Source organism: Streptomyces sp. DG1A-41 (genome assembly GCF_037055355.1).
Taxonomy (GTDB): Bacteria; Actinomycetota; Actinomycetes; order Streptomycetales; family Streptomycetaceae; genus Streptomyces.
Genome location: NZ_CP146350.1, coordinates 6,603,510 through 6,619,154, shown reverse-complemented (window position 1 = coordinate 6,619,154; position 15,645 = coordinate 6,603,510). Strand labels below are relative to the sequence as shown.

Here is a 15,645-nt window from a genome sequence, read left to right as displayed (position 1 = left end):
GCCCGTTAAAGCACGACGTTGGGGCCATGATCTTCGAGGCTCGCCCCAAAGTGGCTGCCTAAAGCCGTGGAGCCGACCGCCCCAGCCACAGAGGGTGTCTCCCTCTTCATGCCCGCAGCCGCCGAGCGCGCCGCCGGGCGCGGCCAGCCGGGGCGCAGACAGGAGGCAGGCCGCGCCGCAGAGGCGGCGCGCGCCCGCGCCGTGCGCGGGCACTTGATGAAGTAGGGAAAGTCTTACCGCGCCATGATCCCTTGGACCCGTCCGGGGCTGTCGGCTGTGTGCCCGCTGGGCTACCGTGCGATCTATGTCCTCTGCCCTAGACACGCCTCAAGGTGCGGCCGAGCTGGCCGAGTCTCTGTTGCCTCCGCTCGGGAATCGCTGGCTGCACACTCAGGCCGTAGCGGCTCGTGCTCGCGAAGCTTCGGCGGCAGTGTCCGAGGGTGACCGTGATCTGCTTGTCGCTGCCGCGTGGCTGCATGACATCGGCTACGCCCCCGAACTGCGGGACACGGGCTTTCATCCCCTCGATGGTGCGCGGTATCTGGAGACGCTTGGTGCGCCCTCCCGGCTCGTGCGCCTGGTTGCTCACCACTCCGGCGCTGTGTACGAGGCTGAGCAGCGCGGCCTGACCGCCGAGCTGGAGGTGTACGACCGAGAGGACTCCCCGGTCCTGGACGCGCTGATCTATGCGGACATGACGACCGGCCCGGCCGGTCAGTCCTTCGTCTTCGACAGCCGTATTGACGAGATCTTGGAGCGCTACGAGCCTGGTAGCGAGGTGCACAACGCGATCAGCAAGGCGCGGCCGTACCTCGGCGCCGCTGTCGGTCGGACGCTCGCTCGCCTAGGCGATCAACCGACGTAGGGCCCAGGGCGGTCAGCCAAGCCGTGATCGATCCGCATCCGCATCGACGGATGGATGTTCAGGCTGTCCAGCCGACTGGGATGCACGAACGCCACTTCCTTGCTCTCGCTGCTCGTGCGCAGCTCGCCGCCGACGATGCTTGCTCGGAAACAGATCGAGAACTGCTGGCGGACCTCGCCGTCGTCGTACGCCATGACGTGAGCCGGGTTGGTGTAGGTGCCGACCAGTCCCGTCACCTCGACGTCGAACCCGGTCTCTTCCTTGGTCTCACGCACAGCCGCATCGGGTGCCGACTCGCCGACGTCGACCCCGCCACCGGGCAGGGCCCATAGGTCGTTGTCCGTCTTGTGGATCAGCAGTACTTCCCCGGCGTCGTTGAGGGCCACCGCGGTTACGGACGGCACGATGCTGTTCGCCTTCGGCGCGTTCGGATCGTTGAAGTAGTCGACTCGGGCCATGACTCCAGCGTCGCACGCTCGTCGTCGGCCGGAGACCAGGTGCCGGTTCCGCCGGCGCCCGCAGCCCCGGTCTCCAACGTGTCGGCGCTTGCCTATGCGGGTCGACCGCGCTCCCAGGTGTAGTCGAAGCTGCGCATGTAGTGCCGGAAGGTGCGGGCGCCCGGGATGTAGCGGAAGTGCAGCACAGGGTTCTGTCCGGCGGGGGCTCCGATTACGTGCGGGTTCACCAGCACGTCGTCATCGAACCGGTAGATCGAGTTGTAGAGGATCGTGTCGTGCAACCGGACTTCGACGCCGGGCGTCGTCATCGCCGGTTCGAGGTAGCGCCGCGTAATCCGGGCACGTGCGGCCAGGTCGCCCCCTATGCCCTCTTCTTCGCCGCGCTGGCGGACCATCCCGGAGTCGGGATCGCCAAGCAGGACACGAACCTGGGCTCCGGCCTTGGCCTTCTCCGCCAACTGGTCCGGCAGGTCCGGGTGGTTGTCGAAGAGGAACAGCCCTGCGTACACGAGGATGTCCACCTGGTCCTTCGCCTTTTCGATCAGCGATGACCACAGCGCTGCCGGAACCGCGCCCCGGTGGGGGTAGTACGTGATCAGCTCGGATGTGCTGGCGGACTCGGCCTGCTTCTCGACGGTCGGCCACAGGTAGACCTCATCGGCATCGAGGAAGCTCGCGGCCTTCCAGCGGTGTCCCCGGTGCGGCGTGCGGTTGGTCGTGATCCAGCGCTCCACGCTCTTGGGGTCGACCCCGACGTGCTGAGCCAGGGACTGGATGGTCTCGCCCTTCGCTGAAATCGCCGCGCGCAGACGCTCGTTCGCCATGGCTCTCCTCTCGTAGGACTTCTTAGGGACGTTTTGACGATAGCTCAGACGTCCCTAAACGTCCATACGGACCGTGATACGTCCACTGCCTCTCGCGGTCTCCTGATCTCACCGGCGCTTCCGTCGGTTCGAACAGCCCTCCAAATTCAGGAGACAGACCATGCGTCAGATTCCCGTCGACACCGCCAACGCGACCGTCATGGTTGCCAAGGCTCCGCAGCCCAAGGTCAAGGACCGTCGTACCGGTGAGATCGCCCTCGACAAGGACGGCGTGACGCTGATGACCGTGGAGGTCATGTTCTCCACGCCGGATGAGGTGGAGATCCTCAAGCTGACCGTTCCGCAGCCCGGCGTCTCCGAGGACCTGACCATGGGTACCCCGGTCGCCCTGACGGGGCTGGTCGCCTCGGCGTGGGAGAACGAGTTCAACGGGCAGAAGCGCCACGGGATCGCGTTCCGCGCGGTCGCCGTGACCTCGCTGGCCGCCACCGGCTCGGCATCTGAGGCGGCCTGATCATGACGTGGTTCATGGTCGCTGTGGTTGTGGTCGTCGCTGCTGCGGGTCTCCTGCGGTGGCGGCGCCCCGCCTGGTACTGGCTGACCTTCGGGATCATCCTCGCCACGCTGCGGGTCCTGGTTCGCTACGCCTCGGTCATGGACGCCTGCGGTCTGACGGTCCCGCCTTCGCGCTGGCGGCTGGCCCTTGCTCGTGTGGCTAACCGGCCGGTGCCGGAGTCCCGCCCGCCGCGCATCCTGCGGCTGCGCCCGACCCGGACCGGTCTGGTCCTTCGGCTCAAGCTCCGGCCCGGCCAGGACGCCTTCGACGTGGCGGCCTCGACGGACCGGCTGCGCCATTCCTTCGGGATGTACGGCGTGACCTCCCGAGAGGTCCGCTCCGGCGTCGTCGAGGTGCGGATGACCGGCTATGACGTGCTCAAGCGGGTCCAGATGCCCGCGAAGGTCGACCCTGCCCCTATGCGGGTTCCCGTCGCGCTGCGGGAGGACGGCTCGGTGCACTACCGCGACTATCGCGCCGTCCCGCACGGTCTGACGCTTGGGGCCACGGAGTCTGGCAAGTCCGTCTACCAGCGCAACCTGGTGGCCGGTCTGGCCCCGCACCACGTCGCTCTGGTCGGCATCGACTGCAAGCAGGGGGTCGAGCTGTTCCCGCTGGCACGCCGGTTCTCCGCGCTGGCCGACAACCCGGACACCGCGCTGGAGCTGCTGGAAGCGCTGGTGTCGCACATGGGGGAGGTCTACCAGCTGATCCGGGCTGAGCAGCGCATCAGTGTCGCGGTGCCGGATGCGGAGATCGCCGCCGACATCTGGGACCTGCGCGAGGACCTGCGGCCGGTGCCGGTCGTGGTCCTGGTCGACGAGGTCGCCGAACTCGCCCTGTTCGCCAGTAAGGAGGAGGAGAAGCGCCGGGACCGGATCATCACGGCCCTGGTCCGTCTCGCTCAGCTCGGCCGTGCCGCTGGCATCTATCTGGAGATCTGCGGGCAGCGCTTCGGCTCCGAGCTCGGCAAGGGCATCACCATGCTCCGCGCCCAGCTCACCGGCCGTACCGCCCACCGCGTCAACGACGAAACGAGCGCCAACATGGCCTTCGGCGACATCTCCCCGGACGCCGTCCTGGCCGCCATCCAGATACCCGCCGAGACTCGAGGCATCGCGATCGCCGGTGACTCCACCGGGGGCTGGCACCGCATCCGCGCCCCGCACACCTCGCTGCGCCAGGCCGTGAACACCTGCAACAGGTACGTCGACCGCACCCCCAATGTGCCCGCCCTGGCGGCCTACCGGCCCGCGACTGGTTCTCTGCCCTCGGCTCGGGTGCCGCTGTCCAAGACTGCCCCCGCCACGGCCTGACTCTTCCCGCTTAACCGGTCGGCGTGACCGCTTCGCGCCAGGTCCCTACCCCCGCCATGCCTCACGACAGGAAGGAACCGTGATGACTCGCCCCGCTCTCCGCGTCGACGCCGTCCTGGTCCAGGCCGTCATCGCCGGGGCGCTGTCCTTCGCCCACCTCCACGACCTGGCCGCCGCTGCCGGACAGGACGGCTGGAAGGCCTGGGCCTACCCGATCAGCGTGGACCTGCTCCTGGTCGCCTCCTGGCGGCGGCTGCGCTCGCACGGCCCGTCCCGGCTGGCCTGGTGCTGGTTCGTGATCGCCCTGGTCGCCTCGCTCGGCGCCAACGTCGCCACCGCTGGACTCCTCGACCTCGACCACGTCCCGGCCTGGCTGCGGATCCTCGTAGCCGCCTGGCCCGCGCTGGCGTTCATGGGCGGAACGCTCCTCGCTCACTCGGCCACGGACCGGGTGCCGGATCCGCCGGCACCCGCAGCCGCGGCTCCCGCGCCCGACATCGAGCCCGAACCGCTGCCCGCCAACACGGAGTTGGAAGAGTCTTCCGCTCCCGGGGCTGAGGAAGCTCCCGCGCTTCCCGCCCCCGAACCTGCCGCAGCTGCGCCCTCTGCTCCGGCTGCGCCGGTCCCGGCTGCGCTGGTCGACCACGCCCGGAAGGTCGCCGACGACCACCGCACCCGTACCGGTACGCCGATCGACGCCGACACTCTGCGCGCCCGCCTCGGTGTCCCGCCCCAGTTGGCCGACGCCATCGCCGCCCAACTCGCCTGACATCGACGGGAGACACGCCATGACCAGTGACCCGGCTGACCTGACCGCCGCCGACCACCTCGACGCCGCCCGCGAGATGGCCGCCGCGAACCGGCCCTTCCTCGCGCACCTGCTCGCCGAGGAAGCCGCCAGCCGCACCACCAACCCGGCCACCGCCGCCGGTATCCGCGCCGCCTTCCCCGACCCGGCCCTGACCCGAGAGGAAACCGCCTGACATGCCCGCCCGTGACCACTTCCACTCCGTGATGCGGATCGGCCCGGTGCAGATCGGCACCCACCGCGACCGGCACGGCCAGACCAAGTACGCCGCCGTGTGCACCGCCGACCGGTGCGGCTGGTCCTCCGACTACTCCAGCCAGTCCGCCGCCCAGCTCGCCGCCCGCACCCACCGCTGCCGCGTCCGCTAGGAGGCAACCGCCATGCAGGTTCCGCTCTGGCTCGCGCTGCTCGTCGTCGGCTACCTCGGCGTCAAGCTCATCCGCCCGCCCTGGTGGCTCATCACGGTCCTGCTGCTCGGCGGCTTCCTCCTCGCCGACAGCGTCCTGGCCCCCGCCATCGACACCTTCGTCAAGTAGAGGAGATCGCTGATGTTCCGCCCGAAGATCCCGACCATGCCCACGCCGACCGGCCACGTCACACCGCCCGCCGTCGTCGAGCCGACCACTAGCGTCCCGGCCGCCCAGACCCCGCCGCCCGCCCCGGTGGCCCCGGCCCCGTCCCGGCCGACGGTGCAGCTCACCCCCGGCACCGCCCTCGCCCTCGTCGGCGGCGGCACCGCCGTGGTCCTGGTCGTCGGCGCCGTCCTGGTCTCCATGCTCCTCGCGGTCGCCATCACCGGCGCCTCGGTCGCTGTGTGCGCCGTCGTCCTGCGCTCGCTGCTCGCCTCGGAGACGAAGCGGCGCTGACCGGCCCCCGGAGCGGCCTCAACCGCCAAGTCTTGTCCGCTCCGGGCGCCGTCCCTGTCCGATCTCACAACCGGAAGGAACCCCCATCATGACCCGCCCGACGCCGGTCACCACAACCACCCGGATCTGCCCGAACTGCGACGGCTTCCCCACCGTCGCCGTCACGTCCGGCACCCGCGACCACCGTGGACACCTGCCCACCACCAGCGTCGACTGCCCCTTCTGCTCCGGCACCGGCACCGCGCCTCTTCGCGCGCGCCTGACCACCGCCGACCTGGGAGTGAGCGCATGAGCGCCCCGGACCAGAACCTGACGGCCGCCCTGGCCGACGTCAAGGCAGAGATCGCCCGCACCGACAACAAGACCGCCCTGCTGCTCGCCTTCGTCGGCGCGGCCCTGGCTGGTGCCTGGACGGTCGCCAAGGACGCACCGCTGAACCTCGCCACCGTCCTCGTTGGTGGCGCGGGCATGGTCCTGCTGGTCGCGGCGATCGGTCTTCTGCTCGGCTCCGTCCGCCCCAACCTGGGCGGGACTCACCGGGTCGGCTTTCCCCTGTGGGCCACGCTGACCGCCGAGCAGATCACTGCCGAACTGGCCGACGACCGGCGTGCCCAGCACATCGCCAACCTGTCCCAGATCGCCGTCGCCAAGTTCACCGGCCTCAGGCGGGCGGTCGACCTCACTCGCATGGGCGGCGCCCTGCTGATCACCGCAGCCCTGATCGCAGCCGGAGGCACCGTATGACCAACCCCGCGATCCTCGCGGGCCTGGACCCGACCACCCTGGGCGATCTGCTCCGGGTGGCCGGGTCTCCGGGCTTCGACCGCTGGCACGACCAGATCCGCCGCACCGGCGGCTGCGCCGACCCCATCCACCTCACCGGCTGGACCCTCACCAAGGACAAGACCACCGGCGAGACCCTGCACCACTACTCCACCGAGCACGAGCCCGGCGGACGCCTCCGCGTCGCCTGCGGCAACCGCCGCGCCTCCCGCTGCCCCTCCTGCGCCTTCACCTACGCAGGCGACACCTACCACCTCATCCGCGCGGGCCTGGCCGGAGACGACCGACGCGACATCCCCGCCACCGTCCGCGACCACCCCCGCGTCTTCGCCACCCTCACCGCCCCCTCCTTCGGTCCGGTCCACAACCGGCCCGACCGAGGCGTCTGCCGCTGCGGCACCCACCACGCCCCGGAAGCACCGGAACTGGGCACAGCCCTGGACCCGGCGACGTACGACTACGCGGGCGCCGTGCTGTTCAACAACCACGCCGGACAGCTCTGGCAACGCTTCACCAACCGGCTCCGCCGCGAGATAGCAGCCCGCGCCGGCATCACCCAACGCGAGCTGAAAGAGTGCGCCCGCCTCTCCTACGGCAAGGTCGCCGAGTTCCAGAAGCGTGGTGCTCTCCACTTCCATGCCGTGATCCGCATCGACGGACCCGAGGGACCAGACACCCCGCCCCCGGCCTGGGCCACCGTGCAGCTGCTCGACGACGCGATACGCGCCGCCGTCGTGCATTCCTACACGTCGGTCTCCGTCCCGGCCGCCGAGGATCAACCGGCCCGCACCTTCCGCTGGGGCACCCAGCTCGACGTCCGGCCCGTGAAGGCCTTCGGCGACGGCTCCGACATCACCGAACAGGCCGTCGCCTCCTACGTCGCCAAGTACGCCACCAAGGCCGCCGAGAACACCGGCACCCTGGACCGCCGCATCGGCGAACTCGCCGAACTCGACCGCCACCAGGTCCCCAACCACACCCGCAGCCTCATCCAGGCCTGCAAGCAGCTCGACCCGCTGTATCCCGACCGGCGCCTGTGGGCCTGGGCTCACATGCTCGGCTTCCGGGGCCACTTCTCCTCCAAGTCCCGCCGCTACTCCACCACCCTCGGCGACCTCCGCCAGGCCCGCGCCGACTACCGCGCCGCCCAGGAACACGCCGCCCTCGGCCTCGAGGACGTCGAGCCGGACACCGTCCTGGTCCTGGCCGACTGGCAGTACGCCGGACACGGCCACACCCCCGGCGAATCCGCCCTCGCCGCCACCATCGCCCGCGACCTCCAACTCAACCGCGAAACCGCCCGCGAAGCCCTACGCGACCAACTCACCGACGAAAGGGAGTGCTGACCATGGCCGCAGAACTGCCGAACCGGTTTCTGACCCCTGAGGACCTGGTCGAGATGTTCGAACTCCCCAGCGTCGAAACCGTCTACCAATGGCGGCGCAAGCGCACCGGCCCCCGCGGCTTCCGAGTCGGCCGACACCTACGCTTCGACCCGACCGACATACGGGCCTGGGTGGACTCCCAGCTTGGAGAGGCCGCCTGATGGCCGGACACATCCAAGACCGCTGGTACAAGACCGAACCGGGTCCGGACGGCAAGCCGGTGAGGGTCAAGACCGACCGGTACGGCAATGGTCTCCGCTACCGGGCCCGGTACGTCGGCCCGGATGGCACCGAGAAGAGCCGATCCTTCCCCGACCGTCAGAAGCGCCGGGCGGAAGAGTGGTTGGCCGAGACGGCCGCCGACATGTCCCGTGGTCAGTACGTCGATCCCAGGGCTGCCCGGACGACCTTCCAGCAGTACGCGGAACGCTGGATCGCCGGTCAGACGACCGATCTGAACACGCGCATCGGAGCGGAAACCCGTCTTCGGCTGCACGCCTTCACTCGTATCGGGGCGCGTCCGCTCGGGTCCTTCCGCCCGGTCCACATCCGCGAGTTCGTTCGCGACCTGGAGAACGACTCGATAGGCGGCACCTACGCGCGCAACATCTATGCCAACGTCCGCGCGGTGCTGTCGGCCGCCGTGGATGACGGCCACCTCGCGCGGAATCCGTGCTCGGCTGCGTCCGTCCGCCCGCCTGCTGTCTCCTCCTCCCGGGTCGTGCCCTGGCTCCCGTCCCAGGTGCGTGCGGTCCGCGACGCTCTACCCGAGCGTTACCGAGCCATGGTCGACGTCGGCAGCGGCTGCGGCCTCCGACAGGGCGAGATCGTCGGTCTGGCCGACGACACCCTGCAGCTCGACATCGACAGCCTTCGGGTCACCGCTCAGGTCAAGTTGATCCGGGGCGTCGCGGTCTTCGCTCCGCCCAAGGGCAACAAGGAGCGTGATGTGCCGCTGCCGTCCTCGGTGGCCTCCGCTCTGCGCGAGCACATGAAGAGTCACCCGCCCGTGGGCATCAAGCTGCCGTGGGGCAGGCCTGACGGCCCGCTCACCGAACGGCGTCTGATTTTCACCAACACGGCCGACGGAATCGTCTGGCGAAGCAACTTCAACATTCAGGAGTGGAAGCCTGCCCTGGCGGCCGCCGGCCTCATCCCGACGCCCGAGCCCGGCAAGCCGTACGCCTCCGCCCGGCAGCACGGAATGCATGCCCTCCGCCACTTCTACGCCTCGGTCCTCCTGGACGCGGGCGAGAGCATCAAGGCCGTGAGCGAATACCTCGGGCACTCCGATCCGGCGATGACGCTGCGGGTCTACGCCCACCTGATGCCCAGTAGCAGCGAGCGGGCCCGCCGAGCCCTGGACAGTGTCTTCGGCACGGCCCAGGAGCCCTGACGGCCCAGGGACGGCCCACAGGGCATAAGACGGCCCCCTACTGGCGACAACATCGCTGGTAGGGGGCTTCTTCATGCCCGGAGCACATCAGTTCTCCGGGCTTAGGCATGGCCGTACCAGTGTCGCAGATCGATTCAGGTGACCTGCGACCGCTGGGCACACGGTGCCTTCCGGGGTCCGCTCCGACGCCGCCCTACTCTCCCGCGTGCTCCAGCCGGTCCTTGAGGATCTGCTCATTGCGCGGCAGTTCCTTGCGGACCTGAGGGCGTACGACGAGCGGAACGAGGACCTTGCCGATGCCGTGGCCCTCGAAGTCGACCTCGATGGTCACGTGGGAGCGCCGCCCCTCGTCGAACGGCTCGACCTCGCCGTGCACCCGCGCCCGGACAGGGCCGTCGACACCCCGCAGACCCCAGCTGTGCGGCGGGTCGTACTCCGTGACCTCCATGGTCATCGGCATGACCCGGCGTCCGATGTGCCGGGTGACCCGCATCCGGGAGCCGACGCCGACGGGCCCCTCGTCGAGGCGTTCCGCGGACACGGCGCTCAGCTGCCACTCCGGGATCCGCTGGGCGTCCGTGACGTAGTCGTAGACGTCCTCGGGGCGCCGGTCGACGTCGACGGTCTGTCGAATACTGGACATGATGTCCCCCTTTGCGGCGTACACCTGAATCGTCCCACTTGGTGACGCCGCAGGCACCTCCGCACAACAACAGCGAGCCCCCGTCGACCATCGGACGGGAGCTCGCCGTGAGAAACCGTGAGAGCCGTGTCGCCTCAGCCGGACCCCACGAAGAGGACGAGCAACAGCCACACCACCGGAGCCGTGGGCAGCAGCGAGTCCAGCCGGTCCATGATGCCGCCGTGCCCGGGCAGCAGCGTGCCCATGTCCTTGATGCCGAGGTCCCGCTTGATCATGGACTCGCCGAGGTCGCCGAGCGTGGCGCTGACCGCGACCGCCAGACCGAGCAGCAGCCCCTGCCACCAGGCACCGTCGTCGATGAGGAACTCCAGGCACAGCGCACCCACGACCATGGCGAAGGCGACCGCGCCGAGCAGACCCTCGCGGGTCTTGCCGGGGCTGATGCGCGGGGCGAGCTTGTGACGGCCGAAGCGCCAGCCGACGGCGTAGGCACCGGTGTCACTGACGACCGTGAGCAGCAGGAAGGTGAGCACCCGCTGCGGCCCGTCATCCGCCGTCAGCATCATCGCGACGAACGTCGCCAGGAACGGCACGTAGAACGCAGCGAAGACGCCCGCCGTGACGTCTCTGAGGTAGTTCTCGGGCGGTTCCGTCATGCGCCACACCAACACGGCCAGTGCCGTGAGCGCCATGGCGACCCAGGCGCCCTCGGCGCCCCTGACGTACCCGGCGACGACCATCGCGGCACCGCCGAGCGCGAGCGGCACGAGCGGCGCCCGGATGCCCTTGCGTTCGTCCAGCCGCTTGGTCAGCTCCCACAGGCCCACCACGACGGCGACCGCGATGACGCCGACGAACACGGCCTTGACGACGAACAGCGACGCGACGATCACCGCGCCGAGCCCGACCCCGACCCCTATCGCGGCACTCAGGTCGCGACCCGCGCTCTTCTTCTGCGGCTTGGGTGCCGGGTCTGCGGCGTCGGGCATGGGCTCCGGATTCGTCTCGTTTCGGACCGGGGAGCCGCTCAGCCGAGCAGCCCCCCGGTCGTCATCCTGGTTTCCGCCGTACTCGGCTGCGTCGGGCACGATGGGCATGGGGCGAGTCTGAGGCGCTTCATGCGCATCGTATGCGGGACCCGCCCAAGCGGCTCCCCGCACGTGCCCATGGCCAGGGCTGTGGGCGTGCCCATGGCCATGCCCTTGGTCGGTGGGCCCCCAGTACCCGGCCTGTGGCGGCGCCCCCCAGGAAGAGTCGTTCATCAGACCTCGAGCAGCTCCGCTTCCTTGTGCTTCAGGAGCTCGTCCACCTGCGCGACGTACTTCGCGGTGGTGTCGTCGAGCTCCTTCTCCGCACGGCGGCCCTCGTCCTCGCCGACCTCGCCGTCCTTGATCAGCTTGTCGATGGCGTCCTTGGCCTTGCGGCGCACGGAGCGGATGGAGACCTTGGCGTCCTCACCCTTGCTCTTGGCGACCTTGATGTACTCGCGGCGGCGCTCCTCGGTCAGCTCGGGGAACACCACCCGGATGATGTTGCCGTCGTTGCTCGGGTTGACGCCGAGATCGGAGTCGCGGATGGCCTGCTCGATGTTGCGCAGCGCGCTCTTGTCGAACGGGGTCACCACGGCCATGCGCGGCTCGGGCACCGAGAACGAGGCCAGCTGGTTGATCGGGGTCGGCGCACCGTAGTAGTCGGCCACGATCTTGTTGAACATCGCCGGGTGCGCACGGCCGGTGCGGATCGCGGCGAAGTCCTCCTTGGCGACCACGACGGCCTTCTCCATCTTCTCCTCGGCCTCGAGGAGGGTCTCTTCGATCACCACTTGCTCCTGCGTGTCTTGAGTAGGCCCGGCTGCGGTTCCATGTGGGGCGGCGGCCGGCTGCGTCGCGTCTTCTTCCTGCACGGTTCCCGACCGGCAGGACATTGTCCATCCCCCGGCCCGGCTCCGTCCCGTCCGTCCCCCGGACGGGGTTGTTCTCGGGTCTCAGTCCCGGCTGCCGGGCTCTCCCACCAGCGTGCCGATCTTCTCACCCTTGACGGCGCGCCCGATGTTGCCCTCCGCCAGCAGCTCGAAGACCACGATCGGGAGCTTGTTGTCGCGGCACAGGGTCACGGCCGTGGCGTCGGCGACCTTCAGGTCGCGCGTGATGACCTCCCCGTACCCGAGGTGGTCGAACTTCACCGCATCCGGGTTGGTCTTCGGGTCGGAGTCGTAGACCCCGTCCACGCCGTTCTTGCCCATGAGCAGCGCCTCGGCGTCGATCTCCAGGGCGCGCTGGGCGGCGGTGGTGTCGGTCGAGAAGTACGGCATGCCCATACCGGCACCGAAGATGACCACACGGCCCTTCTCCAGGTGCCGTACGGCGCGCAGCGGGATGTACGGCTCGGCGACCTGGCCCATGGTGATGGCGGTCTGCACCCGGCAGTCCACCCCCACCTTCTCCAGGAAGTCCTGGAGGGCCAGGCAGTTCATGACGGTGCCGAGCATGCCCATGTAGTCGGAGCGGGCCCGGTCCATGCCGCGCTGCTGGAGCTCGGCACCGCGGAAGAAGTTGCCGCCGCCGATGACGACCGCGATCTGCGCACCGTCGCGCACGACGGCCGCGATCTCGCGGGCGATCTTGTGCACCACGTCGGGGTCGACGCCCAGGCCCCCACCGCCGGAGAAGGCCTCTCCGGACAGCTTCAGCAGAAACCGGCCGCGTACTTTGCCGTCGTCGCTCTTCTGGGCCTTGGTGGTCATGGGGTTCCGCCTCTTTCACGTGTTGCACATACGAAGAAGGCCATTGCCGGTGGGGCGTGGTTCGCATCCCATACGGCAATGGCCTCCTCGTCAGATCTGCTGTCGTCCGCCACCCCTGTGACGGCGTACCCGGACGACTGCTGCCGACCCTATCGGGACCGGGCGTCGATCGCGGTACGGACTCAGATGCCGACCTTGATGCGCGTGAAGCGCTTCAGGGTGACACCGGCCTCGTCCAGGACCTTCTGGACGGACTTCTTGTTGTCGAGCGCGTAGGGCTGGCCGAGCAGCGTGGCGTCCTTGAAGAAGCCGTTGAGGCGACCCTCGACGATCTTCGGCAGGGCGGCCTCGGGCTTGCCCTCGGCGCGGGTGGTCTCCTCGGCGACGCGGCGCTCGGACTCGACGACCTCGGCCGGCACGTCCTCCTTGGAGAGGTACCTCGGCGCGAAGGCGGCGATGTGCTGGGCGACGCCCTTGGCGATCTCGGCGTTCGGCTTGTCCAGCTCGACGAGGACACCGATCTGCGGGGGCAGGTCGGGCATCGTGCGGTGCATGTACGCCGTCACGTAGCCGTCGGCGAACTGCGCGAAGCGGTCCAGGACGATCTTCTCGCCCAGGTTGGCGTTGGCCTCGTCCACGAACGCCTGGACGGTCTTGCCGGCCTCGATCTCGGAGGCGAGCAGGGCCTCGAGGTCGGCCGGGGAGGTCTTGGCGACGTGCTCGGCGATGGCGGTGGCCACGCCCTGGAACTTGTCACCCTTGGCGACGAAGTCCGTCTCGCACTTCAGCTCGACGAGGACACCGGAGGAGTTGTCGTCGGCGATGATCGAGACGACGGCACCGTTCTCGGCGGAACGGCCCTCGCGCTTGGCGACGCCCTTCTGGCCCTTGATGCGGAGCGCCTCGACGGCCTTCTCGACGTTGCCCTCGGCCTCGTCCAGCGCCTTCTTGCAGTCCATCATGCCGGCGCCCGTGAGCTCACGGAGCTTCTTGACGTCGGCGGCGGTGTAGTTCGCCATGAGTCTGTGAATCTCTCTCGAAGTCTGGAAGATCGAAGATCTGCGGATGTGCCCCATGGAGCCGGGGGACGCTGTCCTTCCGCTGACCTACGGGTGAACGGCGGGAGCGGAGTTGATGTCACCGCTCCCGCCGTCAACTCGGACTGACGGGTCAGGCCTGCTCGGCCTCGGCGGCCTTCTCGCCCTCGGCCGGCTTCTCGGCCTCGGCCTCGGCGACGGCGGCCTCAGCGGCCGGAGCAGCCTCGGCGGCCGGAGCAGCCTCGGCGGCCGGGGCGGCCTCGGCGGCGGGGGCAGCCTCGTCGGCCTTCTTCTCGCCCTCGAGCAGGTCGCGCTCCCACTCGGCGAGCGGCTCGCCCGCGGCCTTCTCGCCCTTGCCCTCGGTGGCGACACCGCTGCGGGCGATGAGGCCCTCGGCGACGGCGTCGGCGATGACGCGGGTGAGCAGGGTGACGGAGCGGATCGCGTCGTCGTTGCCCGGGATCTTGTAGTCGACCTCGTCGGGGTCACAGTTGGTGTCGAGGATCGCGACGACCGGGATGTTCAGCTTCCGGGCCTCACCAACGGCGATGTGCTCCTTCTTGGTGTCCACGATCCAGACGGCGCTGGGCACCTTCTGCATCTCGCGGATACCGCCGAGGGTCTTCTCCAGCTTGGCCTTCTCGCGCGAGAGCACGAGAAGCTCCTTCTTGGTCAGACCGGACGCGGCGACGTCCTCGAAGTCGATCTGCTCGAGCTCCTTCAGGCGCTGGAGGCGCTTGTAGACGGTCGAGAAGTTGGTGAGCATGCCGCCCAGCCAGCGCTGGTTGACGTAGGGCATGCCGACGCGGGTGGCCTGCTCGGCGATGGCCTCCTGCGCCTGCTTCTTGGTGCCGACGAACATGACCGTGCCGCCGTGGGCGACGGTCTCCTTGACGAACTCGTAGGCGCGGTCGATGTACGACAGCGACTGGAGCAGGTCGATGATGTAGATGCCGTTGCGCTCCGTGAAGATGAACCGCTTCATCTTCGGGTTCCAACGACGGGTCTGGTGACCGAAGTGGACGCCGCTCTCCAGCAGCTCCCGCATCGTGACGACGGCCATGGCCGTATCTCCTTGTGCTTCTCGGTTGTGCCGCGGATGCCGGATGACTTCCGCGCCTGACGCCCACTGCGCGCCGTGCCGCGAGGGACCGAGGGGCGCTGATACGGCCCGTTTCCGGGGTGCGTATCGGGGCGTGCGAAGTCGACCCGGTGACCCGGATCGCCACCAGAAGTGTACGGGACCCGCGGGGCACCGGGTGACGCCGTTGTCCACAACCGGACGGCGGTCCACAGCCACGGCCTGTGCCGGGCAGCGGTCCGGGACGCTTTCCGCATGCGAGCGAAACGATGTGTACGTGTGGGTACGCGGCTGATACTGCTGCTGATCGTGACGGTGACGGCCCTGCTGGCCCCGCCGCCACACCTGTTCGCGGCCGACGCCGCCCCACCCGCCGCGGACGCCACCGTCCCGACGGTGGGACGTGCCTGGCCCGTGGGGTTGCACCCCCGGGTCCTCCGCGGCTGGGAACCCCCGGCAACGGCCTACGGCCCCGGCCACCGAGGCGTGGACCTGGCGGCAGCCCCCGGGACACCGGTACGAACGGTGGCGTCGGGCCGCGTGTCGTTCGCGGGCCGTGTGGCCGGCAAGGGGGTCGTCTCGGTGGAGCTGACAGGGACGGGCGACCCACCCCTGCGCACGACGTACGAGCCGGTGACAGCGACGGTTAAGGAGGGCGAGGAGGTCGAACCGGGCGAGGTGATCGGCACGGTGGACGCAGCGGGCTCGCACTGCACGGTTACGTGCGTGCACTGGGGGCTGCGCAGGGGCGAGACCTATCTGAACCCACTGTCACTGCTGCCACCCTGGTTGCTCCACAGGGGCCCGTCGCGACTACTGCCGCTCTACGGGGCTACCTAGCTGCGGGCAGTCGTGCCGCTCGGGGTGATGGGGCCCCTGCTCGA

At 69.3% G+C, this 15,645-nt stretch carries 22 protein-coding genes; 14 read left to right on the top strand and 8 right to left on the bottom strand.

The features are described 5' to 3' along the window. Window positions 1–304: 304 nt before the first annotated feature. Complete coding sequence (locus tag V8690_RS31095) at window positions 305–865, top strand: HD domain-containing protein (protein ID WP_338783411.1); 561 nt, start codon at window positions 305–307, stop codon at window positions 863–865. On the opposite strand, the gene V8690_RS31090 is transcribed toward V8690_RS31095, so the two are convergent. Together V8690_RS31090 and V8690_RS31085 are read right to left on the bottom strand one after the other, a co-directional pair. Further along, complete coding sequence (locus V8690_RS31090; RefSeq protein WP_338783410.1) at window positions 853–1,323, bottom strand: NUDIX domain-containing protein; 471 nt, start codon at window positions 1,321–1,323, stop codon at window positions 853–855. The two genes, V8690_RS31095 and V8690_RS31090, sit on opposite strands and share 13 nt — an antisense overlap. Before the next feature lie 92 nt (window positions 1,324–1,415). Then, the gene (locus V8690_RS31085) at window positions 1,416–2,147 is read right to left on the bottom strand and encodes an XRE family transcriptional regulator (protein WP_338783409.1); all 732 of its coding nucleotides are present in this window, start codon (window positions 2,145–2,147) and stop codon (window positions 1,416–1,418) included. Between the two features lie 160 nt (window positions 2,148–2,307). Between V8690_RS31085 and V8690_RS31080 the strand changes: the two genes are divergently transcribed. The 12 genes from V8690_RS31080 (at window position 2,308) to V8690_RS31025 (ending at window position 9,257) form a co-directional block, all read left to right on the top strand. Further along, complete coding sequence (locus V8690_RS31080; RefSeq protein ID WP_338783408.1) at window positions 2,308–2,661, top strand: hypothetical protein; 354 nt, start codon at window positions 2,308–2,310, stop codon at window positions 2,659–2,661. A gap of 2 nt (window positions 2,662–2,663) precedes the next feature. Further along, window positions 2,664–4,019 carry an FtsK/SpoIIIE domain-containing protein gene (locus V8690_RS31075; protein ID WP_338783407.1) on the top strand — a complete coding sequence of 452 codons (1,356 nt, stop codon included), beginning with the start codon at window positions 2,664–2,666 and terminating at the stop codon, window positions 4,017–4,019. An 82-nt stretch (window positions 4,020–4,101) separates the two neighbouring features. Further along, window positions 4,102–4,788, top strand: coding sequence for a DUF2637 domain-containing protein (locus V8690_RS31070; RefSeq protein ID WP_338783406.1), 687 nt, complete (start codon window positions 4,102–4,104; stop codon window positions 4,786–4,788). A gap of 19 nt (window positions 4,789–4,807) precedes the next feature. Further along, a complete protein-coding gene (locus V8690_RS31065) occupies window positions 4,808–5,002 on the top strand; it encodes a hypothetical protein (RefSeq protein ID WP_338783405.1) in 195 nt (64 codons plus the stop codon). Window position 5,003: 1 nt separating this feature from the next. Further along, window positions 5,004–5,195, top strand: a complete 192-nt coding sequence (locus V8690_RS31060) for a mobile element transfer protein (protein ID WP_031108984.1) — start codon at window positions 5,004–5,006, stop codon at window positions 5,193–5,195. 12 nt (window positions 5,196–5,207) lie between these two features. Next, window positions 5,208–5,363: a hypothetical protein gene (locus tag V8690_RS31055; RefSeq protein ID WP_338783404.1), complete on the top strand. Its 156-nt coding sequence runs from the start codon at window positions 5,208–5,210 to the stop codon at window positions 5,361–5,363. 12 nt (window positions 5,364–5,375) lie between these two features. Beyond that, window positions 5,376–5,693 (top strand): SpdD-like protein, encoded by a 318-nt coding sequence (locus V8690_RS31050; RefSeq protein WP_338783403.1) that lies wholly within the window; start codon window positions 5,376–5,378, stop codon window positions 5,691–5,693. Window positions 5,694–5,781: 88 nt separating this feature from the next. After that, window positions 5,782–5,985, top strand: coding sequence for a hypothetical protein (locus V8690_RS31045; protein ID WP_338783402.1), 204 nt, complete (start codon window positions 5,782–5,784; stop codon window positions 5,983–5,985). Next, entirely contained in the window at window positions 5,982–6,437 is a 456-nt protein-coding gene (locus V8690_RS31040; RefSeq protein ID WP_338783400.1) for a Pycsar system effector family protein, read from the top strand. Before V8690_RS31045 ends, V8690_RS31040 begins: the two co-directional genes overlap by 4 nt. Continuing rightward, on the top strand, window positions 6,434–7,822 hold the full coding sequence (gene repSA, locus V8690_RS31035; protein ID WP_338783399.1) for a replication initiator protein RepSA: 1,389 nt from the start codon (window positions 6,434–6,436) through the stop codon (window positions 7,820–7,822). Before V8690_RS31040 ends, repSA begins: the two co-directional genes overlap by 4 nt. Window positions 7,823–7,824: 2 nt before the next feature. Further along, window positions 7,825–8,022 (top strand): helix-turn-helix domain-containing protein, encoded by a 198-nt coding sequence (locus V8690_RS31030; RefSeq protein ID WP_338783398.1) that lies wholly within the window; start codon window positions 7,825–7,827, stop codon window positions 8,020–8,022. Further along, window positions 8,022–9,257, top strand: a complete 1,236-nt coding sequence (locus tag V8690_RS31025) for a site-specific integrase (protein ID WP_338783397.1) — start codon at window positions 8,022–8,024, stop codon at window positions 9,255–9,257. Before V8690_RS31030 ends, V8690_RS31025 begins: the two co-directional genes overlap by 1 nt. 193 nt (window positions 9,258–9,450) lie before the next feature. Here the strand turns inward: V8690_RS31025 and V8690_RS31020 are convergent, their stop codons facing one another. From V8690_RS31020 to rpsB, 6 genes are all read right to left on the bottom strand, one after another. After that, window positions 9,451–9,900, bottom strand: a complete 450-nt coding sequence (locus V8690_RS31020) for an SRPBCC family protein (RefSeq protein ID WP_338783396.1) — start codon at window positions 9,898–9,900, stop codon at window positions 9,451–9,453. A 134-nt stretch (window positions 9,901–10,034) separates the two neighbouring features. Then, a complete protein-coding gene (locus V8690_RS31015; RefSeq protein WP_338783395.1) occupies window positions 10,035–11,162 on the bottom strand; it encodes a phosphatidate cytidylyltransferase in 1,128 nt (375 codons plus the stop codon). Next, window positions 11,162–11,719: a ribosome recycling factor gene (gene frr / locus V8690_RS31010; protein WP_031120910.1), complete on the bottom strand. Its 558-nt coding sequence runs from the start codon at window positions 11,717–11,719 to the stop codon at window positions 11,162–11,164. The genes V8690_RS31015 and frr overlap by 1 nt, the downstream gene beginning before the upstream one ends. A gap of 165 nt (window positions 11,720–11,884) precedes the next feature. Then, window positions 11,885–12,643 carry a UMP kinase gene (pyrH, locus tag V8690_RS31005; RefSeq protein ID WP_190053450.1) on the bottom strand — a complete coding sequence of 253 codons (759 nt, stop codon included), beginning with the start codon at window positions 12,641–12,643 and terminating at the stop codon, window positions 11,885–11,887. Between the two features lie 182 nt (window positions 12,644–12,825). Beyond that, window positions 12,826–13,662 carry a translation elongation factor Ts gene (tsf, locus tag V8690_RS31000; protein ID WP_338783394.1) on the bottom strand — a complete coding sequence of 279 codons (837 nt, stop codon included), beginning with the start codon at window positions 13,660–13,662 and terminating at the stop codon, window positions 12,826–12,828. A gap of 151 nt (window positions 13,663–13,813) precedes the next feature. After that, window positions 13,814–14,743 (bottom strand): 30S ribosomal protein S2, encoded by a 930-nt coding sequence (rpsB, locus tag V8690_RS30995; RefSeq protein WP_338783393.1) that lies wholly within the window; start codon window positions 14,741–14,743, stop codon window positions 13,814–13,816. Between the two features lie 273 nt (window positions 14,744–15,016). On the opposite strand from rpsB, the gene V8690_RS30990 reads away from it, so the two are divergent. Further along, a complete protein-coding gene (locus V8690_RS30990; RefSeq protein ID WP_338783392.1) occupies window positions 15,017–15,601 on the top strand; it encodes a M23 family metallopeptidase in 585 nt (194 codons plus the stop codon). Window positions 15,602–15,645: the final 44 nt, after the last annotated feature.